Genomic DNA, 22,939 nt, shown 5'->3' with positions numbered 1-22,939 from the left:
CACGGCGCACCGGCGCCGGACATCGTCATTCGAACTGGATATTGGCCTTGTGCGCCACGGCCTGCCATTTGTCATGCTCGCGGCGCACCAGGTTGCCGAGGTCGGCCGGGCTGCCGCCCACGATCTCGAAGCCCTGCGCGGCCAGCGCATCGACCACGCGCGGCTGGCGCAGCGATTCGACCAGCGCGTCGTGAATGCGCGTGACCGTGGATGCCGGCAGGCCGGCCGGGCCGAACACGCCGATCCAGGAGTAGGCCTCGAAGCCCTTGAGCCCCTGCTCGGCCACCGTCGGCACCTGGGGCAGCTGGCGCAGCCGGCTGGTGCCGGTCACGCCCAGCACCTTGATGGTGCGTGCGGCCACGTGCGCCTGCACCGCGGCATAGCTGCTGAAGAAAATATCGACCTCGTTCGACAGCACCGCCTGCACGGCCGGCCCGCCGCCCTTGTAGGGCACATGCAGCATACGCACGCCAGCTTCGGTCGCCAGCGCCTCGGCCGCCAGCTGGTTCAGGCTGCCGATGCCGGACGAGGCATAGCGCACGCCTTCGGGCCTGGCCTTGGCCAGCGCCACCAGCTCGCGCACATTGGCCACGGGCAGCGCGGGATTGGCGGCAATCACCAGCGGAAAGCGCACCAGCTGCGAGATTGGCGAGAAATCGCGGAAGGTATCGTAGGGCAGCTGCTTGTAGGCGAAAGGGTTGATGGCGTGGGTGTCGAAGGCCATCAACAGGGTGGTGCCGTCCGGCTTCGCGCGCGCCACGGTGCTCGATGCGATCAGGCCGCCCGCGCCCGGCTTGTTGTCGACCACCACGGTCTGCCCCAGCGCCGCCTTCAGCCCGGGCTGCAGCTGCCGGGCCACGATGTCGACGCTCCCGCCTGGCGGGAACGGCAGCACCAGCGCGATCGGGCGGTTGCCCGCCAGCGGTTCGGCGCCGGTGGCGGCAGCGGCGTGGAGCATCGGGACGGGCATGGCGCCCAGCGGCAGGATCTTGAGCAGCAGGCGGCGGCGCCGCGTGCGTTCGGCAGAGGACATCAGGGTTTTCAGGCTGGATTCCTGGCCGGTTGCGCGGCCAGCTGCGGCCGCAAACCCGTGCCCCGACGGGCATGGCCGGCGACCGCCGGGACAAAAAGAAAAGGGGCGGCATGACTGCCGCCCCCGTATTTTGCCCGATGACCGGCCACGTTGCTGGCAACGCGGCCGATAACCGCTCAGGCTTCTGCGCGCTGTTCCTCGGGCGCCTCGGGCGGTTCCGGCTCGATCTCGGAGAAATCGAGCTTGATCTGGTCCTGCTCGTCCAGGTCCACCACCACCTTGCCGCCCGAAACCAGCCTGCCGAACAGCAGTTCGTCGGCCAGGGCCTTGCGGATCATGTCCTGGATCAGGCGCTGCATCGGGCGCGCGCCCATCAGCGGATCGAACCCCTTGTGCGCCAGGAACTTGCGCAGCTTCTCGGTAAAGCTGGCTTCCACCTTCTTCTCGTGCAGCTGCTCTTCCAGCTGCATCAGGAACTTGTCGACCACGCGCAGGATGATTTCCTCGTCCAGCGAGCGGAAGCTGATCATGGCATCCAGCCGGTTGCGGAACTCCGGCGTGAACATGCGCTTGATGTCAGCCATCTCGTCGCCCTGCTCGCGCGAACTGGTGAAGCCGATGGTGGCGCGGTTCATGGTCTCCGCCCCCGCGTTGGTGGTCATGATGATGATCACGTTGCGGAAGTCGGCGCGCCGGCCGTTGTTGTCGGTCAGCGAACCATGGTCCATCACCTGCAGCAGGATATTGAAGATATCCGGATGCGCCTTCTCGATTTCATCCAGCAGCAGCACGCAGTGCGGCTTCTTGGTGACGGCCTCGGTCAGCAGGCCGCCCTGGTCAAAGCCGACGTATCCCGGCGGCGCGCCGATCAGGCGGCTCACCGCGTGCCGTTCCATGTACTCGGACATGTCGAAGCGCAGCAGCTCGATGCCCATGATGAAGGCGAGTTGCTTGGCGACCTCGGTCTTGCCCACGCCCGTGGGGCCGGAGAACAGGAACGAGCCAATCGGCTTGTCGGTCTTGCCCAGGCCGGCGCGCGACATCTTGATCGCCGAGGCCAGTGCCTCGATCGCCGGATCCTGGCCGAACACCACCGACTTCAGGTCGCGGTCCAGCGTCTGCAGCTTGCTGCGGTCGTCCTGGTTCACGCTCTGCGGCGGGATGCGCGCGATGCGCGAGACGATGTCCTCGATCTCGCCCTTGCCGATGGTCTTCTTCTGCTTGGACTTCGGCAGGATGCGCTGCGCCGCGCCGGCTTCGTCGATCACGTCGATCGCCTTGTCGGGCAGGTGGCGGTCAGTAATGAAGCGGGCCGACAGCTCCGCCGCCGCGGTCAGTGCCGAGGCCGCGTACTTGACGCCGTGGTGCTCCTCGAAGCGCGACTTCAGGCCGCGCAGGATCTGCACGGTCTGGTCGACCGAAGGCTCGACCACGTCGATCTTCTGGAAGCGCCGCGACAGCGCCGCGTCCTTCTCGAAGATGCCGCGATATTCCGTGAAGGTGGTCGCGCCGATGCACTTGAGCTGGCCCGACGACAGCGCCGGCTTGAGCAGGTTGCTGGCGTCCAGCGTCCCGCCCGAGGCAGCGCCCGCGCCGATCAGCGTGTGGATCTCGTCGATGAACAGGATCGCGTTCGGATTGTCCTTGAGCGACTTCAGCACGCCCTTCAGGCGCTGCTCGAAGTCGCCGCGGTACTTGGTGCCGGCCAGCAGCGCGCCCATGTCGAGCGAGTAGACGGTCGCCTTTTCCAGGATGTCCGGCACCTCGTTCTTGGTGATGCGCCAGGCCAGGCCCTCGGCGATCGCGGTCTTGCCGACGCCGGCCTCGCCCACCAGCAGCGGGTTGTTCTTGCGCCGGCGGCACAGCACCTGGACCACCCGCTCGACTTCGCTCTCGCGGCCGATCAGCGGGTCGATCTTGCCGGCCTTGGCCAGCGTGTTCAGGTTCTGGGTGTATTGCTCGAGCGGGCTTTCCTTGCCGTCGCCGCCCTCGCCTTCGCCGGCGGCATCGCCATGCTTGGCGGGCTCGGACTGGTCCTTGCGGATGCCGTGGCTGATGAAATTGACCACGTCCAGCCGCGTCACGCCCTGCTGCTGCAGGTAATAGACGGCGTGCGAATCCTTCTCGCCGAAAATCGCGACCAGCACGTTGGCACCCGTCACTTCCTTCTTGCCGTTGGAAGTGGACTGGACGTGCATGATCGCGCGCTGGATCACGCGCTGGAAACCGAGCGTGGGCTGGGTATCGACCTCGTCGGTACCCGGCACTACCGGCGTGTTATCCGCGATGAAGTTCTTAAGGCTGGTGCGCAGGTCTTCTATATTGGCCGCGCAGGCGCGCAAGACTTCCGCTGCCGTGGGATTGTCGAGCAATGCCAGCAGCAGGTGCTCCACGGTAATGAACTCGTGGCGTGCCTGCCTGGCTTCGACAAACGCCATATGCAGGCTCACTTCCAATTCTTGCGCAATCATGCTTCCTCCATCACGCACTGCAGGGGATGCCCCGCCTGCCGCGCGTGCGTTGACACCAGCTCGACCTTGGTCGCTGCAATATCCCTGGTGTAGATACCGCAGACGCCCTTTCCTTCCCGGTGCACGGTGAGCATGATCTGCGTCGCCGTTTCCCGGTCCCTGCTGAAATACTGCTGCAGGATCATCACTACAAACTCCATCGGAGTGTAGTCGTCATTAAGCAGCACCACCTTGAACATGGCGGGCGGTTTAAGCGCCTGCTCTTTCCGCTCCAGGATGGTGCCTGCTTCGCGTTGTGGGACATTCGCAAGCCGTGTAGCCATGGCTTTATTCTAACCCTTACTCGCAACTCTGCAATTTGGGGAAAAGGCGCCGGATTCAAGAGCCGGGCCACCTGTTTCCGGTGGTGGAAGGACGCGGGATTTCACGCGGGAGGCATTGCAAGGCACGTGGCCGGCGCGGGCGGGACAGCAAGCACGGCGGCCCTGGCGCATGCCGCCAAGGTACCACCAGGTGCCGTCCCATTCCCGCCACACCCTGCTGGCAGTGGGGAATCCGCCAACTTGACAGTATCCTGCTTTGCCAGAAGAATCGTTCGCACACCTGTCGACGGCCAACGAGCCAAAGCAACAGCCGAGGCAGGTGATCCGTGAGCAGGGAGGCCACGGCCGCCGCGGCGGCGAGTCAGCATCGAGACTGGCCGCCACGCGATTGCACCTCGCCGCGCGTCATCGCCGGCCGCACCTCAGGACGCGGCAGGTCATGGCGCCGCAGTCCGTGCCGTCTGGCTGGCAAGGCTTCCCCGCTTTGAAATCTGCTATTTCGTGGGGGAGTATATGGCAAGCGGTATCGTCAAATGGTTCAATGACGCCAAGGGCTTCGGGTTCATCAAGCCGGACGAGGGCGAAGAAGAACTGTTTGCGCACTTTTCGGCTATCCAGATGTCCGGCTTCAAGACGCTGAAGGAAGGTCAACGCGTCTCGTTCGAGGTGGTCCAGGGCCCCAAGGGCAAGCAAGCCACCAATATCCAGGACGCCAGCTAAAGCGCGCCGCGACCGCATCCCGGCCGCAGAGCCGCGGAGCGGTCAACCAGGATGTGGGGGGAGCTCCCCCGGGACGGGATCGATGCCGGCGCCCCGCGTTGCCGACACGGCGGCGCGGCGGGTGCCGGCTCGGATCAGCTGCACGCTCCACATCCGACCGAAAGCCCGGCCTTGCGCCGGGCTTTCTGCTTGGGCCCCGGGGTCCGGGCCATCAGGCCCAGCCGTCGATCTTGAGCCCGCTGGCCTGCTCGGCTTCTTCCCTGGTGACCTTGCGCACAGTCTGGCCGAAGGTCCAGACATGGCCCTCCGCGTCCCGGGCCGTATAGGTCCGGTCGCCGTAGAACTCGTCCTGCGGCTCGCGCAGGATCACGGCCCCGGCGGCGCGGGCGCGCTCGCAATGCTGGTCCAGCCCTTCCTGCAGGTGCACGTGCAGGGTCTGGGTATTCTTGCCCCCGATCGAGGCCGGGCTGGCGGTAAAGTCTGCCCACTCGCTGCCCACCATCAGGTAGCTGTCGCCGAAACGCATTTCAGAATGCACCAGCTGGTCCTGCTGGTCGCGGATCACCATGACCCGCTCAAAGCCGAAGGCGCGCTCCAGCCAGTCCAGGGCCGCCAGCGGGTCCTTGTAGAAGAGGGCCGCACCGAACGCGGTGCGGCGGAAGGGATCGTCCATGCCTGTCTCCTCGGGCCGCCAGGCCCGTCAGTCCAACCCCTGACGTTCTAGGCAACACTGGCGCCCGGGGCAAGAAAAAACCCCGGCGCCGACCAGACGGCACCGGGGTTTTCCTTGGCAGGTCGCCCGCCGCAGCGGGAGTCCGTGCTTACATATTGTCGATCATCACCTGGCCAAAGCCCGAGCACGACACCTGCGTCGCGCCTTCCAGCAGGCGGGCGAAGTCATACGTCACCTTCTTGGACAGGATCGACTTCTCCATCGACGAGATGATCAGGTCCGCGGCTTCGGTCCAGCCCATGTGACGCAGCATCATTTCGGCCGACAGGATTTCGGAGCCCGGGTTGACGTAGTCCTTGCCGGCGTACTTCGGCGCGGTGCCATGGGTGGCCTCGAACATGGCGACCGAGTCAGACATGTTGGCACCCGGGGCGATGCCGATGCCGCCGACCTGCGCGGCCAGCGCGTCGGAGACATAGTCGCCGTTCAGGTTCAGCGTGGCGATCACCGAGTATTCGGCCGGACGCAGCAGGATCTGCTGCAGGAAGGCGTCGGCAATGGCGTCCTTGACCACGATGTCCTTGCCGGTCTTCGGGTTCTTGAACTTGCACCACGGGCCGCCGTCGACCAGCTCGGCGCCGAATTCCTTTTGCGCCAGTTCGTAGCCCCAGTCACGGAAGCCACCTTCGGTGAACTTCATGATGTTGCCCTTGTGCACCAGCGTCACCGACGGCTTGTCGTTGTCGATGGCGTACTGGATCGCCTTGCGCACCAGGCGCTCGGTGCCCTCGCGCGAGACCGGCTTGATGCCGATGCCCGAGGTCGCCGGGAAGCGGATCTTCTTGACGCCCATCTCGTCCTGCAGGAACTTAATGAGCTTCTTCGCCTGCTCGCTCTCGGCCGCCCATTCGATGCCGGCGTAGATGTCCTCCGAGTTCTCGCGGAAGATCACCATGTCGGTCTTTTCCGGTTCACGCACCGGCGAGGGCACGCCCTTAAAGTAGCGCACCGGGCGCAGGCAGACGTACAGGTCCAGCTGCTGGCGCAGCGCCACGTTCAGCGAGCGGATGCCGCCGCCCACCGGCGTGGTCAGCGGGCCCTTGATCGAGACCACATAGTCCTTGAGCACCTCCAGGGTTTCGTCCGGCAGCCACACGTCCGGGCCGTAGACCTTGGTCGACTTCTCGCCGGCGTAGATCTCCATCCAGGCGATCTTGCGCTTGCCGCCATAGGCCTTGGCCACGGCCGCATCGACCACCTTGATCATCACCGGGGTGATATCGAGGCCCGTACCGTCGCCTTCGATGTAAGGAATGATCGGATTGTCCGGGACATTCAGCGAAAAGTCCTGGTTGACCGTGATCTTTTCGCCGGCCGGAACCTTGATATGTTGGTACATGACGTCTCCAGTACGGAACGGTTGTGACTGCCGCCGGTTCGTGGCCGGTCGGCGAGATTCGGGGAGATGGCGCTGTGGCATTGTAGCGGGCCTTACCGCGCGCCCGTGCTGCATTGCATCACCCTTGCGCCACCCTGGGCTGCCTTCAGTCTTATATAAGACACAAGACTAATTTCGTATTATGCAGCAATTTTTCATCATCCGCCAATCGGGCCGGACCCCAGATCCTTCGATCTCCCGGCCCGGCGCGCCGCTGGGGCATACTTGCGCCCCATGACCCTGATTGCCCTGAACAAGCCGTTTGGCACCATGAGCCAGTTCTCGGAACACCCGACGCGCCCGACGCTGGCCGCGTGCGTGAGCGTGCCCGGCGTCTACCCGGCCGGGCGGCTCGATGCCGACAGCGAGGGCCTGCTGCTGCTGACCGACGACGGCGCGCTGCAGGCCCGCATCGCCGACCCGCGCCACAAGCTGGAGAAGACCTACCTGGCACAGGTCGAAGGCATTCCGGATGCCGCCGCGCTGGCCCGGCTGCGCGCCGGGGTAGACCTGGGCGACTTCGTCACGCAGCCGGCCAGGGTACGCGCGATCGAGGCACCAGACTGGCTGTGGCCGCGCCAGCCGCCGGTGCGCTTTCGCGCGGCGATCCCGACCGCGTGGCTGGAGCTGAAGATCCGCGAGGGCAAGAACCGGCAGGTGCGCCGCATGACCGCCGCGGTCGGCTTTCCCACATTGCGGCTGGTGCGCGTCGGGATCGGCCCGCTCGACCTGCGGGCGCTCGGCCTCGCGCCCGGGGCCTGCTGCGAGGTGTTGCCCGCGCAACTGGGACTGGCACCGGCAGCACCGCACATGCGCCAGGAGCCGGCACCGCGATCCCATGTCTCGAAGACCAGACAGGCGAACGACACCAAGCGGCGTTCTCGTTACAAAAACTAACAAGTCGCGGGTCAACGCTGGCGACCGCGGCCTCGTTCTTGTCGGGGACACGTCCTATCACGCGTCAATCTTTCCGACTGTTCTCATCCTTCGAGGTAATACGTCATGAAAAAACTGATCGCTGCTCTGGTTGTTGGCCTGTTCGCCACCGGCGCCTTCGCCCAGGCTTCGGCACCTGCTGCCGCCGACGCTGCAGCGCCCGCGGCCACCAAGGAAGCCCCGAAGACCACGACCAAGAAGAAGACCACCCACAAGAAGCACAGCAAGAAGAAGGCTGCCCCCGCCGCTTCGGCCCCGGCTGCCCAGTAATCGCTGGCGCCCCTCCCTGCCCCGTGCGCTCGCGAGGCAGGAAAGAGAAGGCAGGCTGCCGCCAGGCGCCTGCCTTTTTTGTTGCCGCGATTGCTCGTGATGCGCGACGTACCGCCCGCCGCACATCGGCACGGCGCGCGTGCGCTATGCTTGCGGCTGCTGCCCGCGCCATTTCAGACTGAACACCATGCCCTTCCTGTCCAACACGCTGTTGTCACGATGCTCCTCGATTGCCGGCCTGCTCGCGCTGAGCGCCGGGATCGCGCACGCGCAGGCCGCGCTGCCGGTGGTGCCGCTCACCGCGGGCATGTTTGCGATCCAGGCCGAGGTTGCCGCCACGCCGGCAGCGCGCGAACAGGGGCTGATGTACCGCACGACCATGGCCCCCAACGCCGGCATGCTGTTCGTGTTCGAGCAGAAGGCGGGCCACTGCTTCTGGATGCGCAACACCGAGCTGCCGCTGTCGATCGCCTTCCTGGCCGATGACGGCACCATCGTCAATATCGAGGACATGGCGCCGCGCACGGAGAGCAACCATTGCCCGAAGGCGGCGATCCGCTATGCGCTGGAAATGAACAAGGGATGGTTCGCGCAGAAAGGCATCAAGGCCGGCGCTAAAATCGGCGGACTGCCGCAGCCTCGCTGAGTGCGGCAGCGCCAGGCGGCGCCGGCAGGAGCGCCGGCGCGGAGGGCAAGAATCAGTCGCGGAAGTTGTTGAAGTCCAGCGGCGCCTCGGACACGTCCTTGCGCAGCATCGCCATCACGCTTTGCAGGTCGTCGCGCTTGGCGCCCGACACGCGCACCGCATCGCCCTGGATGCTGGCCTGCACCTTGACCTTGCTGTCCTTGATGATGCGCACGATCTTCTTGGACAGGTCGCCGGTCACGCCCTTCTTGATCGTGATCACCTGCTTGACCTTGTCGCCGCTGATCTTATCGATCTTGCCGTAGTCCAGGAAGCGCACGTCCACGTTGCGCTTGGCCATCTTGTTGATCAGCACATCCTTGACCTGGCTCAGCTTGAAATCATCGTCGGCAAAGGCAGTCAGTTCATTTTCCTTGTGCTCGACCCGGGCGTCCGAGCCCTTGAAATCGAAGCGCGTCGAGATTTCCTTGTTGGCCTGCTCGACGGCGTTCTTCACCTCGACCATGTTCGCTTCGCACACTACATCAAACGACGGCATTGCATTCTCCTTGTGATCCGTATGCCCGGAAGCCGGCCGCGCACGGCGCCTTCCGTATAATCCAGCCTACCTCGCAGTTCCGGGTCGCTTGCCCTCCAGCGGCGGCCGCGTCACCTTTCCCTTGCATGGCAGATTTCCACGAATTCTATCCCCTGCGTCGCCACAATACATTCGGATTCGACGCGCGCGCGCGCTTTGCGGTGCATGTGCGCAGCGAAGCCGACCTGACCGCGGCCCTGGCCGACCCGCGTGCCGACGGCCTGCCGCTGGTGGTCCTGGGCGGCGGCAGCAATGTGGTGCTGACCGGCGACCTGGACGCGCTGGTGCTGCTGATGGAAATCCCCGGCTACCAGCCGGAGGAGACTGGCGATGCCTGGCTGGTCACCGCCGGCGCCGGTGAGAACTGGAACGCGCTGGTCAACCGCACCATCGCCGACGGCATGCCCGGCCTGGAAAACCTGGCGCTGATCCCCGGTACCGCGGGCGCCGCGCCGATCCAGAACATCGGCGCCTACGGGGTGGAACTGCGCGAGCGCTTCGAAGGCGTGCGCGCCTATGACCGCCACACCGGCGCATTCGTGTGGCTGGACCTGCGGGCCTGCGGCTTCGGCTACCGCGACAGCCTGTTCAAGCGCGCCGGCGCCAGCCGCTACATCATCACGGCGGTGACGCTGAGCCTGCCCAAGGCGTGGCAACCGGTGCTGTCGTACGGGGAGCTGGCGCGCGAACTCGATGGCCGGGCCGCGCCCGATGCGGGCACGATTCGCGACGCCGTGGTCGCGATCCGTTCGCGCAAGCTGCCCGACCCGGCGCAGCTGGGCAATGCGGGCAGCTTCTTCAAGAATCCGCTGGTCAGCGCCGCGCAGCGCGACGCGCTGCTGCAGGCCAACCCGGACCTGGTCAGCTATGCGCAGCCGGACGGCTCGTACAAGCTGGCCGCCGGCTGGCTGATCGACCGCTGCGGCTTCAAGGGCGTAACCGATGGGCCGGTGGGCGTCTACGGCAAGCAGGCGCTGGTGCTGGTGCACCACGGCGGCGGCACCGGCGCGATGCTGCTGGCACTGGCCAACCGTATCGCCGATGCGGTGCAGGCGCGCTTTGGCGTGCGCATCGAACCGGAGCCGGTAGTGCTGTAAAGCAGGCGGGCCAGGACCGGCCCGCCGCGCCTGTCACGCGAAGTGGCAGACGTAGTCCAGCGTTTCCTGCACCTCGATATCGAAGCTGCTGTTGCCCGGCACGCTGAACTGCTGGCCTGCGCCATAGGTCTGCCAGTCTTCCGAACCGGCCAGGCGCACGCGGCAGGTGCCGGCGTTGATTTCCATGATCTCGGGCGCGCCGGTGTTGAAGGTCAGCGCGGCCGGGAAGATCACGCCCAGCGTCTTGCGGGTGCCGTCCGGGAACAGCACGGTGTGGCTGACGCACTTGCCGTCAAAGTACAGGTTGGCTTTCTTGACGACCGACACGTTGTCGAACTGGCTCACTTCCATCTCCTTGGGTTTCTGTACGAAAGACGTAAAAAGAGGGGCCATCGCGGCCCCTCCCTGTTCACCCCCGCGCCGCGCTGGTTCAGTAGCGGCCGCAGAGCAGGTATTCCATCAGCGCCTTCTGCACGTGCAGGCGGTTCTCGGCCTCTTCCCAGACCACGCTCTTGGGACCGTCGATCACGGCGGCCTCGACTTCCTCGCCGCGGTGCGCCGGCAGGCAGTGCATGAAGAGCGCGTCGGGCTCGGCGCGGTCCATCATCGGGGTGGTGACCATCCAGTCCTTGAAGGCGCGCTTGCGGGCGTCGTTCTCGGCCTCGAAGCCCATGCTGGTCCAGACATCGGTGGTGACCAGGCTGGCGCCCTGGCAGGCCGTGAGCGGATCGTCGAAGACCTTGACCAGGCCGGCGGCCGACGCCGGCACCATGGCCGGATCGAGCTGGTAGCCCGGCGGCGCCGAGAAATGGAAGGTGAAGCCCAGCCGCTCGGCGGCCTGGATCCAGGTGTAGGCCATGTTGTTGGCATCGCCGATCCACGCCACGGTCTTGCCGCGGATGCTGCCGCGCTGCTCGATGTAGGTGAAGACGTCGGCCAGCACCTGGCACGGGTGGTATTCGTTGGTCAGGCCGTTGATCACCGGCACGCGCGAATGCGCGGCAAAGCGCTCGATGATGTCCTGGCCGAAAGTGCGGATCATGATGATGTCGACCATGCGCGAGATCACCTGCGCCGCATCCTCGATCGGCTCGCCGCGGCCCAGTTGCGAGTCGCGCGTGTTCAGGAACACCGCGTGGCCGCCGAGCTGGTGGATGCCGGCTTCGAACGACAGGCGCGTACGCGTGGAATTCTTCTCGAAGATCATGGCCAGCGTGCGGTCGTGCAGCGGGTGCCAGGTCTCGTAGTTCTTGAACTTGGCCTTCAGGATCCGCGCGCGATCCAGCAGGTACTCATACTCGTCGGGAGTGAAGTCGCTGAACTGGAGGTAATGCTTGATCGGGGTTGAGCTCATAAAACAAAGAAGGCGGCTCGGTGGGGACGCGCCGTCACGAAGTGTTCATGACTCAAGCGCGCCGCGGAGCCGCCTTTCGCGTCGCATACGCAATTTAACTGCAAGAATCATAAGGGATTATTTCTGCTTTGGCGAGTCCGGGACAACCCGGCACGGACTTGCGCCCTGCACTTGCCCGGGCCCGCTGACAGGTTCCCGACAGGATTCGCCCTTATGCGCAACTCTTATATAAGATATAATACCCGCTGATTCACGCGGGGCCCGGCATACCCATGCCGCTGCCCGCCGCCGGCATCAAAAGTGCCCCCGCAAGACACCGACGCCCCGCCTTCCGGCTGGAACCAGCGCGAACCAAACGCGCCCCGGCCGCGTCAAACGGGCGCCCGTCCAGCGGGTTTACCGTCGAGTCGTCCGCCTCACCCGCAGTGTCCAGCCTCATGAACCCCAACGTTCGCGAATTCTTTATCCAAGGCATTACCAAGGAAGGCAAGACCTTCCGCCCGAGCGACTGGGCCGAACGGCTGTGCGGCGTGATGGCGCAGTTCCGCCCCGAGGGCGACTGCGGCGACCCGCGCCTGACCTACTCCCCTTACGTGCGGCCGATCTTCGCCGGCAATGTCAAATGCGTGGTGGTGGACGTGCGGCTGCGCGACATTGAACCCAAGGCGCTGGATTTCGTGCTCAATTTTGCGCGCGACAACAACCTGCAGCTGGTTGAAGCCTGTTCGCTGGAATAAGCCTGCCGGCCTGGCGCCGGAAAGCAAAAAAGCTCGTCGGATGACGAGCTTTTTTGTTGGCGGATGCCTGGGCACCCGCCTCTGCTGGACCGCCGGGGCGGCCCGGGCAGCGATCAGGCAGCCATCGACTTGATGGCGGCCGACAGGCGCGACTTGTGACGTGCAGCCTTGTTCTTGTGCACGATCTTCTTGTCGGCAATGCTGTCGATCACGGCTTGCGAGTTCTTGAAGATCTCGGCGGCAGCGGCCTTATCGCCAGCGTCGATGGCCTTGCGGACGGCCTTGACGGCGGTGCGCAGACGCGAACGCAGGCTGGAGTTGTGAGCGTTCTGGGCAACGGCCTGGCGGGCGCGCTTGCGAGCTTGTGCGGAATTTGCCATGTAAAAATATCCTGAATTCAGATGCGTGCCGCGGGGGACACAACAATTAAGTCATATCGAGCGACCCGGGATGCACTGACACACGAATCCGGAACGCAACTGTCCTTGTGAATCGGCAATTATACACAGATGCCGGCGCACAAAGCAACACGGCGGACACTTTGCCAGCTCAGGCCGGGCGGGCGCCGGGCCGATCCGTATAATAAGCGCCACATTGTGCCGGGGCACGTGGCGCGCCGGCAACTTTATCGCCCGGACCGCGTCTCAGTGGCGTCCCCGACATGCGGTGCGCCCGCACCGATCCACCGTCCCGCACCGACCCGCACCTTGAACCTGCTCAAAGCGCTCGCCACCATCAGCAGCCTGACGATGCTCTCGCGCGTCACCGGCCTCGTGCGCGAGATCCTGATCGCCCGCGCCTTCGGCGCGTCGGAGATGACCGACGCGTTCAACGTGGCCTTCCGCATTCCCAACCTGCTGCGCCGCATTTTCGGCGAAGGCGCGTTCTCGCAGGCCTTCGTGCCGATCCTCGGCGAATACCACACCAAGCGCGGCAACGAGCCGACCAAGGCACTGATCGACGCCGTCGCCACGGTCATGACCTGGGTGCTGATGGGCGTGTCCCTGCTTGGCGTGATCGGGGCACCGCTGGTGATGACCGCGGTCGCCACCGGCTTCCGCGGGCAAAGCGAAACGTATACCGCGGCCGTGTTCATGACGCGGGTGATGTTCCCGTATATCGGCCTGATCTCGCTGGTGGCGCTGGCGTCCGGCATCCTCAATACCTGGCGCAAGTTCGCGGTGCCGGCCTTCACGCCGGTGCTGCTCAACCTGTGCCTGATCATCGCGGCCCTGTTCGTCGGCCCGCACATGGACCAGCCGATCTACGCGCAGGCGTGGGGCGTGCTGGTCGGCGGCGTGCTGCAGCTGGCGATCCAGGTGCCGGCGCTGCGGCGCCTGGGCGTGATGCCGCGGCTGAGCTTCAACCTGCGCGCGGCGTGCTCCGATCCCGGCGTGCGCCGCATCCTGCGGCAGATGGGGCCGGCGCTGCTGGCCGTGTCGGTGGCGCAGATCAGCCAGATCATCAATACCAATATCGCCTCGCGGCTGGCCGCGGGCAGCGTCTCTTACCTGACCTATGCCGACCGGCTGATGGAATTCCCGACCGCGCTGCTGGGCGTGGCGCTGGGGACGATCCTGCTGCCGAGCCTGTCCAAGGCCAACGCCTCGGGCGACCATGCCGAGTACTCGAGCCTGCTCGACTGGGGCCTGCGCCTGACCTTCCTGCTGGCGGTGCCCTGCGCGGTGGGGCTGTTCGTGTTCGGCGCGCCGCTGACCGCCGTGCTGTTCAACTATGGCAAGTTCGACGCCCACGCGGTCGAGATGACGCGCCAGGCGCTGGTCTCGTACGGCGTCGGCCTGATGGGGCTGATTTCGATCAAGATCCTGGCGCCCGGCTTCTATGCGCGCCAGGATATCCGCACGCCGGTGAAGATCGCACTGCTGGTGCTGGTGATCACGCAGGCCTGCAACTATGCGTTCGTGCCGTGGATCGGCCATGCCGGGCTGGCGCTGTCGATCAGCGCCGGCGCCACCATCAACGCGCTGCTGCTGTTCTTCGGCCTGCGCCGGCGCGGCCTGTACCGGCCGGCGCCGGGCTGGTGGCTGTTCCTGGCGCAGCTGTGCGCCTCGGTGCTGCTGCTGTCCGGCATGCTGCTCTGGTTCGCGCGCAACTTCGACTGGATCGGACTGGGCGCGACGCCGCTGCTGCGCATCGCGCTGCTGGCTTCGTGCCTGGTACTTGCAGCGGTGGTCTACTTCGGTACACTGTGGCTCATGGGACTGCGCTACTCTGCCTTCAGGCGCCGCGCCGGCTGATGGGCCAGCGAATCTGCCAACGCATGGGCCACCTAACGAGCCGGCAATGGTGACCCACGCTGCGCGCGGTGCCGGCGGCTGCACCGGGAAACCGACATGACATCCACCAAAGTCCTGGATTATTTCGCCAGCCTCGTGGCTGACGAAAACGGCATCCCGCTGACCGAAACCGCGCTGTCCATCGCGCAGGACGCCTACCCCGACCTGGACCTGCAGGCCGAGCTTGCGGCGCTGGACGTGCTGGCGCTGCGCCTGAAGCGCCGGATCGCCGAAGGCACCCCCGCGATCCAGCGGCTGCGCCTGCTGAACCATTTCTTTTATCGCGACCTGGGTTTCGGCCCGAACGCGAACGACTACTACGACCCCGACAACTCCTACCTGAACGTGGTGCTGCGCCAGCGGCGCGGCATCCCGATCTCGCTTGCGGTGCTGTTCATGGAGCTGGGCCAGCAGATCGGCCTGCCGCTCAAGGGCGTGTCGTTCCCCAACCATTTCCTGCTGCGCATGACGATTCCTGCCGGCGAGGTGATCCTGGACCCGCTCACCGGCGAGACCCTGTCGAAGGAACGGCTGCAGGAAATGCTGGATCCGTACCTGGAGCGCGAAGGCATCAGCGATGCCAGCCAGGTGCCGCTGGGCCTGTTCCTGCGCGCGGCCAGCCACCGCGAGATCGTCGCGCGCATGCTGCGCAACCTGAAGGCAATCTACCTGCAGGAGTCGCGCTGGCAGCGGCTACTGGCGGTGCAGAACCGGCTGGTGATCCTGCTGCCGGGTTCGATCGAGGAAGTGCGCGACCGGGGGCTGGCGTACGCCAACCTGGAGTGCTTCCGACCCGCGCTGGCCGACCTGGAAGCCTATGTGCTGGCCCGGCCCGATGCGGCCGATATCGGCCAGATCCGCGAGCGCATGCCGGCGCTGCGGATGATGAGCCGCAGCCTCAACTAAGAACCCGCTTCATAGTGAAAAAGGGGCGCGAAGGCTGCGCGGCCCCTCACTGGCTCAGCGCTCCACGCGCGTGGGCCGGCGGCGGTTGCCGCGCACCAGCTTCCACAGCCCGCCCAGCACCAGCGGCACCACGGCCGCGCCGATGCCGGCCAGCACGATCAGGTTCAGGTACTGGCGGATGAACGGCAGGTTGCCGAAGAAGTAGCCGGCAAAGACCAGGCCGACCACCCAGGCCACGGCGCCGACCACGTTGAACATCTGGAAGCGCGCAAAGGTCATCTGCGACACGCCCGCCACGAACGGGGCGAAGGTGCGCACGATCGGCACGAAGCGCGCCATCACCAGCGTCTTGCCGCCGTGCCGCTCATAGAAGTCATGGGTGCGGCGCAGCGCATCCTGGTCCAGGAAGCGCCACTGGTGGTCGAACACCTTGGGCCCGATCCAGCTGCCCACCAGGTAGTTGACGGTATTGCCGGAAATCGCCGCCACCAGCAGCAGGCCGATCAGTGCCCACTCGTTCATGGCGCCGGTTGCGCAGAAGGCGCCCGCGATAAACAGCAGCGAGTCGCCCGGCAGGAATGGAAGGACCACCAGACCGGTTTCGGCAAAGACGATCAGGAACAGGATGGCATAGACCCAGTGGCCGTACTGGTCGATGACCGTGCCGAGGTATTTGTCGACATGCACCAGCATGTCGATGAGCTGCAAAGCGAGATCCAAGTCGTTCCCCGTTGATGGTTTGGTTGACTGCGTTCTGTCCGATGCGGCCTGGGCCGCCTTGGCCTGAATCATACAAGAGCCGCCGCGCCAATCCGTCACCTGCGGCGCCTTTGCGCGTCCGACTCCGTGCGGGCGTCCACGTATAATCGCCGGATGCCTGCCTCCGCCTCCAGCACCGCCCTGCGCACCACCCAGCAGCCGCGCCCGATCCGGCCGCTGCCGGACCAGCTCATCAGCCAGATCGCCGCCGGCGAAGTGGTGGAACGACCGGCCTCGGTGGTCAAGGAGTTGCTGGAAAACGCGCTCGACGCCGGCGCCACGCAGCTCGGCATCCGGTTGGAAGAAGGCGGCGTGCGGCGCATCGTCATCACGGACAACGGCTGCGGCATCCCTGCGGCAGAGTTGCCGGTCGCGCTGATGCGCCACGCCACCAGCAAGATTGCGTCGCTCGACGAACTGGAATCGGTGCTGACGCTGGGCTTCCGCGGCGAGGCCCTGGCCTCGATCGCCTCGGTGTCCCAGCTGGCCCTGACCAGCCGCACCGCGGCCGATGCCCATGCCACCCAGGTCAGCGCCGATACCGGCACGGTGCAGCCTGCCTCGGGCGGGGTCGGCACCACCGTCGACGTGCAGCACCTCTACTTCAACACGCCAGCGCGCCGAAAGTTCCTCAAATCGGAGCAAACCGAGCTGGGGCACTGCCTGGAGATGGTGCGGCGCGTGGCGCTGGCGCGGCCCGACGTGACCATCTCGGTCCACCACAACGGCAAGCCGCTGGAGCACTGGAATGCCGGCGACGTCGCCACCCGCACCGCGCAGGTGCTGGGCAATGACTTTGCCCGCGCCCGCCTGCCACTGGACGAAGAGGCCGACACGCTGCACCTGTATGGCTTTGCCGGGCTGCCCACCGCCTCGCGCGGGCGGCCGGACCAGCAGTACTTCTTTGTCAACGGCCGCTTCGTGCGCGACAAGCTGCTCAACCACGCGGTGCGCAGCGCCTACCAGGACGTGCTGCACGGCGACCGCTTCCCGTCCTATGTGCTGTGCCTGGACCTGCCGCCGGAGATGGTCGACGTCAACGTGCACCCGTCGAAGATCGAAGTGCGCTTCCGTGAATCGCGCGCCGTGCACCAGTTCGTCTACCACGCGGTGCAGCGCTGCCTGGCGCGGCAGGCCGGCGGGAACGGCGACAGCCTGCATACCGACGCCGACGGCGAGATCACCCTGCCGCCTGGCGGCGCGACCCCGGCGGCCGGCGCACGGCCAGGCTATGGCGGCGGCAGTGGTGGCGGCGGCCAGTGGATCAATTATTCCGCGGCACGCCAGACCGAACTCGGCATCGCCCAGCCACGCCAGGCCTACCTGGGCATGGTGCGCGATGCCGCCGCACCGGCGGCGCGGCCCTATGGCGCCATGCCCGGCACCCCGGCGCAGCCGCCGGCCTGGCTGGCCGACGCCCAGGCGGCACGCGCCGACGACCCGCCCGGCCTGCTGGACCGGCTGCCGCCGGCGGCGCGCGCCGGCTTTGCCGATCCTGCCGACGCCCCCGACGACCACCCGCTCGGCTACGCCATCGCCCAGCTGCATGGCATCTATGTGCTGGCACAGAACGCGCGCGGGCTGGTGCTGGTGGACATGCATGCCGCGCACGAACGCATCCTGTACGAGCAGATCAAGGCCGGCCTGGACGCGCGCGACCTGGCGGTGCAGCCGCTGCTGATCCCGGTCACGCTGCCCGGCAGCCCGGTCGAGATCGGCGTGGCCGAAGAACACCAGGAGACGCTGACGCTGCTGGGCTTCGATATCGCCCCGGTGTCGCCCACCACTCTCGCGGTGCGCGCGGTGCCGGCGCTGCTGCAGCAGGCCGATACCGAAGCGCTGGCGCGCGACGTGCTGCGCGACCTGCATGCCTATGGCGGCTCGCGCGTGCTGGCCGAGCGCCGCAACGAACTGCTGGCCACCCTCGCCTGCCACAGCGCGGTGCGCGCCAACCGCAAGCTCACGCTCGAGGAAATGAACGCGCTCTTGCGCCAGATGGAGCAGACCGAGCGCGCCGACCAGTGCAACCACGGCCGCCCGACCTGGGTGCAACTGACCGTGACCGAGCTGGACCGGCTGTTCCTGCGCGGGCAGTAAGCCGCTCGCCCGCACGACTCATCCAAGGTTTCCGATGTCCGCCGTACCCCACGATTCCGCCACGCATCCGCCCGTGGTCTGCCTGCTCGGCCCCACCGCCTCGGGCAAGACCGCGGCTGCGCTGGCACTGGCGGCCGACGCGCCGGTGGAGATCATCAGCCTGGATTCGGCGCTGGTGTACCGCGAGATGGATATTGGCACCGCCAAGCCCACGCGCGAAGAACTTGCAGCCGCGCCGCACCACCTGATCGACATCATCGACCCGGCCGACAGCTACTCCGCGGCGCAGTTCGTCACCGATGCCGAACGGCTGATCGCACAGATCCGCGCGCGCGGCCATGTGCCGCTGATCGTCGGCGGCACCATGCTCTACTACAAGGCCCTGACGCAGGGGCTCAATGACCTGCCCCAGGCCGATGCCGCGCTGCGCGCGGAGCTCGACCAGCTTGCCGCCGAGCGCGGCTGGCCGGCGCTGCATGCGATGCTGGCCGAGGTCGACCCGGTCACCGCGGCGCGGCTCGCGCCCAATGACGCGCAGCGCATCCAGCGCGCGCTGGAGATCCATCGCCTGTCCGGCCAGCCGATGTCGGCGCTGCTGGCGCGCCAGGCCGAGGGGCGCACCTTTGCCGGCGCGGCGGACCAGCGCTTCCGCGTGATTGCGCTGGAGCCATCGGACCGCCTGGCGCTGCACGCGCGCATCGCGCAGCGTTATGACGCGATGCTGGCCAACGGCTTTATCGAGGAAGTCGAGCGGCTGCGCCGGCGCGGCGACCTGCATCCGGGCTTGCCGTCGATCCGCTGCGTCGGCTACCGGCAGGTATGGGAGTACCTCGACGGCGACGCAGACTTTGCCACCATGCGCGAGCGCGGCATCGCCGCCACGCGCCAGCTGTGCAAGCGCCAGCTGACCTGGCTGCGCAGCACGCCCGAGCGGCTGGTGGTGGATTGCCTGGCGCCCGGGTATGTCGACCAGGTGCGCAAGCTGGCGGACTTCGGGCACTGACCCGATTGCATGCAAGCTGGCGCGGCAAGTGACGCACAGGCGATAATTCCGAATCCCTGTTTTCCGGAGAGCCGACCCAGCATGTCCAAGCCCGCCTTCACGCTCCGCCCCGCCACCGCCGCCGACAGCGAGACGCTGTTCAACCTGATCCTGGCGCTGGCCGAATACGAAAAGCTGACGCATATCGTCGAAGCCACGCCGCAGAAGATCCAGGATGCACTGTTCCGCGCCACGCCGCATGCCGAAGCGGTGCTGGTCGAAGTCGGCACCGATGGCGGCCGGCAAGCCGTCGGCTTTGCCCTCTTCTTCCACAATTTCTCGACCTTCCTGGCCAGGCCCGGCCTGTACCTGGAAGACCTCTATGTCGATCCGGCCTGGCGCGGCCACGGCCTGGGCAAGGCGCTGCTCAAGCACCTCGCGGCGCTGGCGGTCGAACGCGGCTGTGGCCGCTTCGAATGGTCGGTGCTGGACTGGAACCAGCCGTCGATCGACTTCTACCAGGCCATGGGCGCCGACGTGCTTCCTGACTGGCGCATCTGCCGCGTGACCGGCGAGGCGCTGGACAAGCTCGGCGCGCAGTAAGAACGGCAACCGGCCCGACGCCGCTGTTATACACTTGATGGCGAGCCGCCATACAATAACGACATCGACTGTCTTTTTCCGGGCCGTCAACGCCAACCACCATGCCACGAACCAAAGCCGACCTGCCCGCCACCGACGGTATCAATGAGACCGACGCGGACAGTGCGCGCGGCGCGTCGGTCGAGGCCATCGCCGACCGCATCCTGACCGCGATCTGGGAGCACCGGCTGCCGCCGGGCACCAAGCTGGTCGAGGAAAAGCTGGGCGGCGTGTTCGGCGTGAGCCGCACCAAGGTGCGGCTGGCCTTTGCCAAGCTGGCGCATGAAGGCGTGCTGACGGTGCATCCCAACCGCGGCACCTTCGTCTCCAGCCCGAGCGTGGCCGAAGCGCGCCAGGTGCTGCATTCACGCCACCTGCTGGAACCCGCGCTGGTGCGCGACCTGGCCGGCGCCATCGGCGCGCCGGGTGTGCGCGCGCTGCGCGAAACCACGCGCCAGGAAGCACAGGCGCGCGACAGCAACGACCGCCGCGCCATCATCCGGCTGTCGGGCGAGTTCCACTGCAAGCTGGCGGAAATGACCGGCAACCAGTACCTGGGCAAGTACATGCGCGAGCTGTGCTCGCTGACCTGCCTGATCATCGCGCTCTATGACGCGCCGGGCGTGCCGTCGTGCCCGCACCATGAACACGACGACATCGTCGATGCACTGGAAGCCGGCGACGGCGAGCGCGCCGCGCGGCTGATGGCGGAGCACCTCGGCCATGTCGAAAGCACGCTGCGGCTGGAGCTGCCGGCTGAGGAAAAGGTCGATCTGGAAGCGGTGTTCGCCGCGGTCTGAGCCGCGGCGTCATCGGCGGCGAGGCGGCTTAGCGGTGCTCGATGCGCGCCGCCAGCGCCGCGGGCAAACCCAGCGTGGGCTTGGCATCCGGGCGGCGGAACGTGCCCGCTGTGGCCTTGCGCGGCTGCAGCGCGACCAGCGCCTCGGCCTGCTTGACGGCGGCGGCCATCTGGTCGACCACCGGCACCGGAATGCGGTCGCGCACGCGCGCGGCCAGGCCGGCCAGCGGCGCGCCGGCCAGGATCACCACATCGGCTTCATCCTCCGCCACGGCGCGGTTGGCCAGTTCCACCAGCACGGCTTCCTTCTCTTCCTGCACGTCCGACACCGAGGCAAAGCTGCCATCGAGCATGCGGATGCCGGCCAGCCGGCCGCGCAGGCCATGCATGTCCACGCACTCCTCATACCAGGGCCCCAGCGCCCGCGCAAAGGTCACGATGGCAAAGCGCCGGCCCAGCATGCAGGCCGACAGCATCGCCGCCTCGGCCATGCCCACCACCGGCAGGTCGAACAGTTCGCGCGCGCCCATCAGGCCGGGGTCGCCGAAGGCCGCGATGATGGCCGCGTCGAACTGGCCATGGTGCTCGGCCAGCATCTCGAGCGCGATGGCACCGCCGATCTGCGCCTCGGCGCGCGTGGCGATATAGGGCACGCCGCGGCTGGCGGTCAGCGGCACCAGCTCGGTGCCGGCGGCCGCGGCCTCGGTGGCAGCGGCCATCAGCCGCGCGGTGATGCCTGCGCTGGTGTTCGGATTCAGGACAAGGATTCGCATGACGTTATCCGGCAGGGTTGAGCAACGGCGCCAGCACGCTTTCGGCCAGCCTGGCCGCGGCCAGCACGTTGCGGTCGGCACCGCGCGGGCCGGCGATCTGCAGGCCCGCCGGCAGCCCGTCGCGGCCATGGCCGCAGGGCACCGAAATGGCCGGCGCCAGCGCATGGTTGAAGAAGGGCGTGAACACCGCATGGGCGCGCGGCTCCACCGCCACGCCGCCGATCCGCTCCGGCCCGAGCCGGTCGTTGCGCCACGCCACGCACGGGGTGGTCGGGCACAGCAGCAGGTCATAGCCGGTAAAGAACCCGGCCATGGCCAGCGCGATCTGGTGGCTGGCTTCGCGCGCGCGGGCCACGTCGGCGCCGCTCCAGGCCAGCCCGCGCTCGATCTGGCGCGCCACGTCGGGATCGAACAGCTCCGGGTCGCGGCGCCAGGCCTCGCCGTAGAGATTGGCCAGGCCGACATGCTGCAGCGGCATCAGCGCGGCCTCGTCGGCGCCCTTCGGCCAGGCCGGGTCGGCACGCTCGATGGTCAGGCCCGCGGCCTGCAGCCGGGCCACGGCCTGCTCGAAGGCCTGCGCGACATCGTCGTCGACCGGGGTGTCCAGGCCCAGGCGCGGGCTGACCGCGATCTTCAGCGTATGCAGCGGGCGCGCGGCGCCAAGCGAGAAGCCCAGCGTATCGGGATCGCGCGGATCGGCGCCGGCCAGCGCCTCGAACATCAGCTCGGCGTCAGCCACCGTGCGCGTGATCGGCGCAATCACCTGGATGCCATTGAAGGCATGGGGAAAGCCGACCGAATCGGGAATCGCGCCGTAGGAAGGCTTGAAGCCGACCACGCCGGCATGCGCTGGCGGGCGCCGGCTGGAACCGCCGCCGTCGGTGCCCAGCGCCAGCGGCGCCATGCCGGCCGCCACCGCCACCGCGCAGCCGCCAGACGAGCCGCCCGCGGTCAGCGTGGCATCGAGCGGATGGCGCGTCAGCCCGTAGACCTTGTTGGTGGTCAGGCCCTTGCAGGCGAACTCCGAGGTATTGCCCATGCCGAGCACGATCGCGCCGGCCTGGTGCAGGCGCTCGACCGCAATCGCGTCGGCGGGCGCAATGAAGTCGCGGTACAGCTGCGAGCCCTGCGTGACGCGACGGCCCTGGCTCCAGATCACGTCCTTGACGATCACCGGCACGCCCGCCAGCAACGGGCGCTCGCCCTGCGCCAGGCGCGCGCGCAGCTGCGCCAGGTCGGCATCGACCAGTTCCTGGCGCTGCTCGAACACGGCGTTGAGCTGGTCATTGCGCGCCGCGATGCGGGCCTGGAAGGCGGCGACCACCTCGGCGGGATCGAGGCGGCCGGCGGCGACGCGGGCCGCGATAGTGGTGGCGTCCAGGCGGTTGGTCAGTTCCATGTCAGTCGTT

The 22,939-nt window shown here is 67.0% G+C and carries 24 protein-coding genes; 12 read left to right on the top strand and 12 right to left on the bottom strand.

What is annotated here, in order from left to right:
• Window positions 1–25 precede the first annotated feature (25 nt).
• The 3 genes from AC3WVS_RS17310 to clpS form a co-directional block, all read right to left on the bottom strand.
• The gene (locus AC3WVS_RS17310) at window positions 26–1,033 is read right to left on the bottom strand and encodes a tripartite tricarboxylate transporter substrate binding protein (protein WP_492319651.1); all 1,008 of its coding nucleotides are present in this window, start codon (window positions 1,031–1,033) and stop codon (window positions 26–28) included.
• A gap of 176 nt (window positions 1,034–1,209) precedes the next feature.
• Entirely contained in the window at window positions 1,210–3,504 is a 2,295-nt protein-coding gene (gene clpA / locus AC3WVS_RS17305; protein ID WP_010814997.1) for an ATP-dependent Clp protease ATP-binding subunit ClpA, read from the bottom strand.
• Window positions 3,501–3,827 carry an ATP-dependent Clp protease adapter ClpS gene (clpS, locus tag AC3WVS_RS17300; protein WP_010814998.1) on the bottom strand — a complete coding sequence of 109 codons (327 nt, stop codon included), beginning with the start codon at window positions 3,825–3,827 and terminating at the stop codon, window positions 3,501–3,503. The genes clpA and clpS overlap by 4 nt, the downstream gene beginning before the upstream one ends.
• 513 nt (window positions 3,828–4,340) lie before the next feature.
• On the opposite strand from clpS, the gene AC3WVS_RS17295 reads away from it, so the two are divergent.
• On the top strand, window positions 4,341–4,547 hold the full coding sequence (locus AC3WVS_RS17295) for a cold-shock protein (protein ID WP_010814999.1): 207 nt from the start codon (window positions 4,341–4,343) through the stop codon (window positions 4,545–4,547).
• Between the two features lie 211 nt (window positions 4,548–4,758).
• Here AC3WVS_RS17295 and AC3WVS_RS17290 read toward each other — a convergent pair whose 3' ends face one another.
• Together AC3WVS_RS17290 and icd are read right to left on the bottom strand one after the other, a co-directional pair.
• Window positions 4,759–5,220, bottom strand: coding sequence for a VOC family protein (locus tag AC3WVS_RS17290; RefSeq protein WP_010815000.1), 462 nt, complete (start codon window positions 5,218–5,220; stop codon window positions 4,759–4,761).
• Window positions 5,221–5,368: 148 nt separating this feature from the next.
• On the bottom strand, window positions 5,369–6,619 hold the full coding sequence (gene icd / locus AC3WVS_RS17285) for an NADP-dependent isocitrate dehydrogenase (RefSeq protein ID WP_492319650.1): 1,251 nt from the start codon (window positions 6,617–6,619) through the stop codon (window positions 5,369–5,371).
• 273 nt (window positions 6,620–6,892) lie between these two features.
• Between icd and AC3WVS_RS17280 the strand changes: the two genes are divergently transcribed.
• From AC3WVS_RS17280 to AC3WVS_RS17270, 3 genes are all read left to right on the top strand, one after another.
• Window positions 6,893–7,555 carry a pseudouridine synthase gene (locus AC3WVS_RS17280; protein WP_492319649.1) on the top strand — a complete coding sequence of 221 codons (663 nt, stop codon included), beginning with the start codon at window positions 6,893–6,895 and terminating at the stop codon, window positions 7,553–7,555.
• A 105-nt stretch (window positions 7,556–7,660) separates the two neighbouring features.
• A complete protein-coding gene (locus AC3WVS_RS17275; RefSeq protein WP_340524285.1) occupies window positions 7,661–7,864 on the top strand; it encodes a hypothetical protein in 204 nt (67 codons plus the stop codon).
• A gap of 187 nt (window positions 7,865–8,051) precedes the next feature.
• On the top strand, window positions 8,052–8,510 hold the full coding sequence (locus tag AC3WVS_RS17270) for a DUF192 domain-containing protein (protein WP_492319648.1): 459 nt from the start codon (window positions 8,052–8,054) through the stop codon (window positions 8,508–8,510).
• Between the two features lie 52 nt (window positions 8,511–8,562).
• Here the strand turns inward: AC3WVS_RS17270 and AC3WVS_RS17265 are convergent, their stop codons facing one another.
• On the bottom strand, window positions 8,563–9,048 hold the full coding sequence (locus AC3WVS_RS17265; protein WP_492319647.1) for a YajQ family cyclic di-GMP-binding protein: 486 nt from the start codon (window positions 9,046–9,048) through the stop codon (window positions 8,563–8,565).
• A gap of 125 nt (window positions 9,049–9,173) precedes the next feature.
• On the opposite strand from AC3WVS_RS17265, the gene murB reads away from it, so the two are divergent.
• The gene (gene murB / locus AC3WVS_RS17260; RefSeq protein WP_492319646.1) at window positions 9,174–10,184 is read left to right on the top strand and encodes a UDP-N-acetylmuramate dehydrogenase; all 1,011 of its coding nucleotides are present in this window, start codon (window positions 9,174–9,176) and stop codon (window positions 10,182–10,184) included.
• A 33-nt stretch (window positions 10,185–10,217) separates the two neighbouring features.
• Here the strand turns inward: murB and ppnP are convergent, their stop codons facing one another.
• Both ppnP and argF read right to left on the bottom strand, forming a co-directional pair.
• Entirely contained in the window at window positions 10,218–10,529 is a 312-nt protein-coding gene (ppnP, locus tag AC3WVS_RS17255; protein WP_010815007.1) for a pyrimidine/purine nucleoside phosphorylase, read from the bottom strand.
• Window positions 10,530–10,614: 85 nt separating this feature from the next.
• Window positions 10,615–11,538, bottom strand: a complete 924-nt coding sequence (argF, locus tag AC3WVS_RS17250; protein ID WP_035821233.1) for an ornithine carbamoyltransferase — start codon at window positions 11,536–11,538, stop codon at window positions 10,615–10,617.
• Window positions 11,539–11,975: 437 nt separating this feature from the next.
• On the opposite strand from argF, the gene AC3WVS_RS17245 reads away from it, so the two are divergent.
• On the top strand, window positions 11,976–12,275 hold the full coding sequence (locus AC3WVS_RS17245; RefSeq protein WP_492319645.1) for a DUF3579 domain-containing protein: 300 nt from the start codon (window positions 11,976–11,978) through the stop codon (window positions 12,273–12,275).
• 113 nt (window positions 12,276–12,388) lie between these two features.
• Here AC3WVS_RS17245 and rpsT read toward each other — a convergent pair whose 3' ends face one another.
• Window positions 12,389–12,655 (bottom strand): 30S ribosomal protein S20, encoded by a 267-nt coding sequence (rpsT, locus tag AC3WVS_RS17240; protein ID WP_010815010.1) that lies wholly within the window; start codon window positions 12,653–12,655, stop codon window positions 12,389–12,391.
• 327 nt (window positions 12,656–12,982) lie between these two features.
• Between rpsT and murJ the strand changes: the two genes are divergently transcribed.
• Window positions 12,983–14,533, top strand: coding sequence for a murein biosynthesis integral membrane protein MurJ (murJ, locus tag AC3WVS_RS17235; protein WP_492319644.1), 1,551 nt, complete (start codon window positions 12,983–12,985; stop codon window positions 14,531–14,533).
• A gap of 96 nt (window positions 14,534–14,629) precedes the next feature.
• Window positions 14,630–15,478 carry a SirB1 family protein gene (locus AC3WVS_RS17230; RefSeq protein WP_340524264.1) on the top strand — a complete coding sequence of 283 codons (849 nt, stop codon included), beginning with the start codon at window positions 14,630–14,632 and terminating at the stop codon, window positions 15,476–15,478.
• A gap of 54 nt (window positions 15,479–15,532) precedes the next feature.
• Here the strand turns inward: AC3WVS_RS17230 and AC3WVS_RS17225 are convergent, their stop codons facing one another.
• A complete protein-coding gene (locus AC3WVS_RS17225; protein ID WP_035821236.1) occupies window positions 15,533–16,186 on the bottom strand; it encodes a VTT domain-containing protein in 654 nt (217 codons plus the stop codon).
• 165 nt (window positions 16,187–16,351) lie between these two features.
• Between AC3WVS_RS17225 and mutL the strand changes: the two genes are divergently transcribed.
• The 4 genes from mutL to AC3WVS_RS17205 all read left to right on the top strand — a co-directional run bounded on the left by mutL (window position 16,352) and on the right by AC3WVS_RS17205 (window position 20,758).
• Window positions 16,352–18,334: a DNA mismatch repair endonuclease MutL gene (gene mutL, locus AC3WVS_RS17220; RefSeq protein WP_492319643.1), complete on the top strand. Its 1,983-nt coding sequence runs from the start codon at window positions 16,352–16,354 to the stop codon at window positions 18,332–18,334.
• Window positions 18,335–18,368: 34 nt separating this feature from the next.
• A complete protein-coding gene (miaA, locus tag AC3WVS_RS17215) occupies window positions 18,369–19,337 on the top strand; it encodes a tRNA (adenosine(37)-N6)-dimethylallyltransferase MiaA (protein WP_439668232.1) in 969 nt (322 codons plus the stop codon).
• 81 nt (window positions 19,338–19,418) lie between these two features.
• On the top strand, window positions 19,419–19,919 hold the full coding sequence (locus tag AC3WVS_RS17210; protein WP_492319642.1) for a GNAT family N-acetyltransferase: 501 nt from the start codon (window positions 19,419–19,421) through the stop codon (window positions 19,917–19,919).
• A 101-nt stretch (window positions 19,920–20,020) separates the two neighbouring features.
• Window positions 20,021–20,758, top strand: a complete 738-nt coding sequence (locus AC3WVS_RS17205) for a GntR family transcriptional regulator (RefSeq protein WP_492319641.1) — start codon at window positions 20,021–20,023, stop codon at window positions 20,756–20,758.
• A gap of 28 nt (window positions 20,759–20,786) precedes the next feature.
• Here AC3WVS_RS17205 and AC3WVS_RS17200 read toward each other — a convergent pair whose 3' ends face one another.
• Together AC3WVS_RS17200 and AC3WVS_RS17195 are read right to left on the bottom strand one after the other, a co-directional pair.
• The gene (locus tag AC3WVS_RS17200; protein ID WP_492319640.1) at window positions 20,787–21,530 is read right to left on the bottom strand and encodes an aspartate/glutamate racemase family protein; all 744 of its coding nucleotides are present in this window, start codon (window positions 21,528–21,530) and stop codon (window positions 20,787–20,789) included.
• A gap of 4 nt (window positions 21,531–21,534) precedes the next feature.
• Window positions 21,535–22,929, bottom strand: a complete 1,395-nt coding sequence (locus AC3WVS_RS17195) for an amidase (RefSeq protein ID WP_492319639.1) — start codon at window positions 22,927–22,929, stop codon at window positions 21,535–21,537.
• Window positions 22,930–22,939 lie beyond the last annotated feature (10 nt).

The organism is Cupriavidus sp. CPT47-8839-RL05A (genome assembly GCF_058792255.1).
This window is presented reverse-complemented; position numbering and strand designations above follow the sequence as displayed.

Bases quoted from the DNA above. Each gene is read 5' to 3' on its own strand.
- AC3WVS_RS17310 (WP_492319651.1), bottom strand. From the start codon at position 1,033: ATGTCCTCTGCCGAACGCACGCGGCGCCGCCGCCTGCTGCTCAAGATC.
- clpA (WP_010814997.1), bottom strand. From the start codon at position 3,504: ATGATTGCGCAAGAATTGGAAGTGAGCCTGCATATGGCGTTTGTCGAA.
- clpS (WP_010814998.1), bottom strand. From the start codon at position 3,827: ATGGCTACACGGCTTGCGAATGTCCCACAACGCGAAGCAGGCACCATC.
- AC3WVS_RS17295 (WP_010814999.1), top strand. From the start codon at position 4,341: ATGGCAAGCGGTATCGTCAAATGGTTCAATGACGCCAAGGGCTTCGGG.
- AC3WVS_RS17290 (WP_010815000.1), bottom strand. From the start codon at position 5,220: ATGGACGATCCCTTCCGCCGCACCGCGTTCGGTGCGGCCCTCTTCTAC.
- icd (WP_492319650.1), bottom strand. From the start codon at position 6,619: ATGTACCAACATATCAAGGTTCCGGCCGGCGAAAAGATCACGGTCAAC.
- AC3WVS_RS17280 (WP_492319649.1), top strand. From the start codon at position 6,893: ATGACCCTGATTGCCCTGAACAAGCCGTTTGGCACCATGAGCCAGTTC.
- AC3WVS_RS17275 (WP_340524285.1), top strand. From the start codon at position 7,661: ATGAAAAAACTGATCGCTGCTCTGGTTGTTGGCCTGTTCGCCACCGGC.
- AC3WVS_RS17270 (WP_492319648.1), top strand. From the start codon at position 8,052: ATGCCCTTCCTGTCCAACACGCTGTTGTCACGATGCTCCTCGATTGCC.
- AC3WVS_RS17265 (WP_492319647.1), bottom strand. From the start codon at position 9,048: ATGCCGTCGTTTGATGTAGTGTGCGAAGCGAACATGGTCGAGGTGAAG.
- murB (WP_492319646.1), top strand. From the start codon at position 9,174: ATGGCAGATTTCCACGAATTCTATCCCCTGCGTCGCCACAATACATTC.
- argF (WP_035821233.1), bottom strand. From the start codon at position 11,538: ATGAGCTCAACCCCGATCAAGCATTACCTCCAGTTCAGCGACTTCACT.
- AC3WVS_RS17245 (WP_492319645.1), top strand. From the start codon at position 11,976: ATGAACCCCAACGTTCGCGAATTCTTTATCCAAGGCATTACCAAGGAA.
- rpsT (WP_010815010.1), bottom strand. From the start codon at position 12,655: ATGGCAAATTCCGCACAAGCTCGCAAGCGCGCCCGCCAGGCCGTTGCC.
- AC3WVS_RS17230 (WP_340524264.1), top strand. From the start codon at position 14,630: ATGACATCCACCAAAGTCCTGGATTATTTCGCCAGCCTCGTGGCTGAC.
- mutL (WP_492319643.1), top strand. From the start codon at position 16,352: ATGCCTGCCTCCGCCTCCAGCACCGCCCTGCGCACCACCCAGCAGCCG.
- miaA (WP_439668232.1), top strand. From the start codon at position 18,369: ATGTCCGCCGTACCCCACGATTCCGCCACGCATCCGCCCGTGGTCTGC.
- AC3WVS_RS17210 (WP_492319642.1), top strand. From the start codon at position 19,419: ATGTCCAAGCCCGCCTTCACGCTCCGCCCCGCCACCGCCGCCGACAGC.
- AC3WVS_RS17205 (WP_492319641.1), top strand. From the start codon at position 20,021: ATGCCACGAACCAAAGCCGACCTGCCCGCCACCGACGGTATCAATGAG.
- AC3WVS_RS17200 (WP_492319640.1), bottom strand. From the start codon at position 21,530: ATGCGAATCCTTGTCCTGAATCCGAACACCAGCGCAGGCATCACCGCG.
- AC3WVS_RS17195 (WP_492319639.1), bottom strand. From the start codon at position 22,929: ATGGAACTGACCAACCGCCTGGACGCCACCACTATCGCGGCCCGCGTC.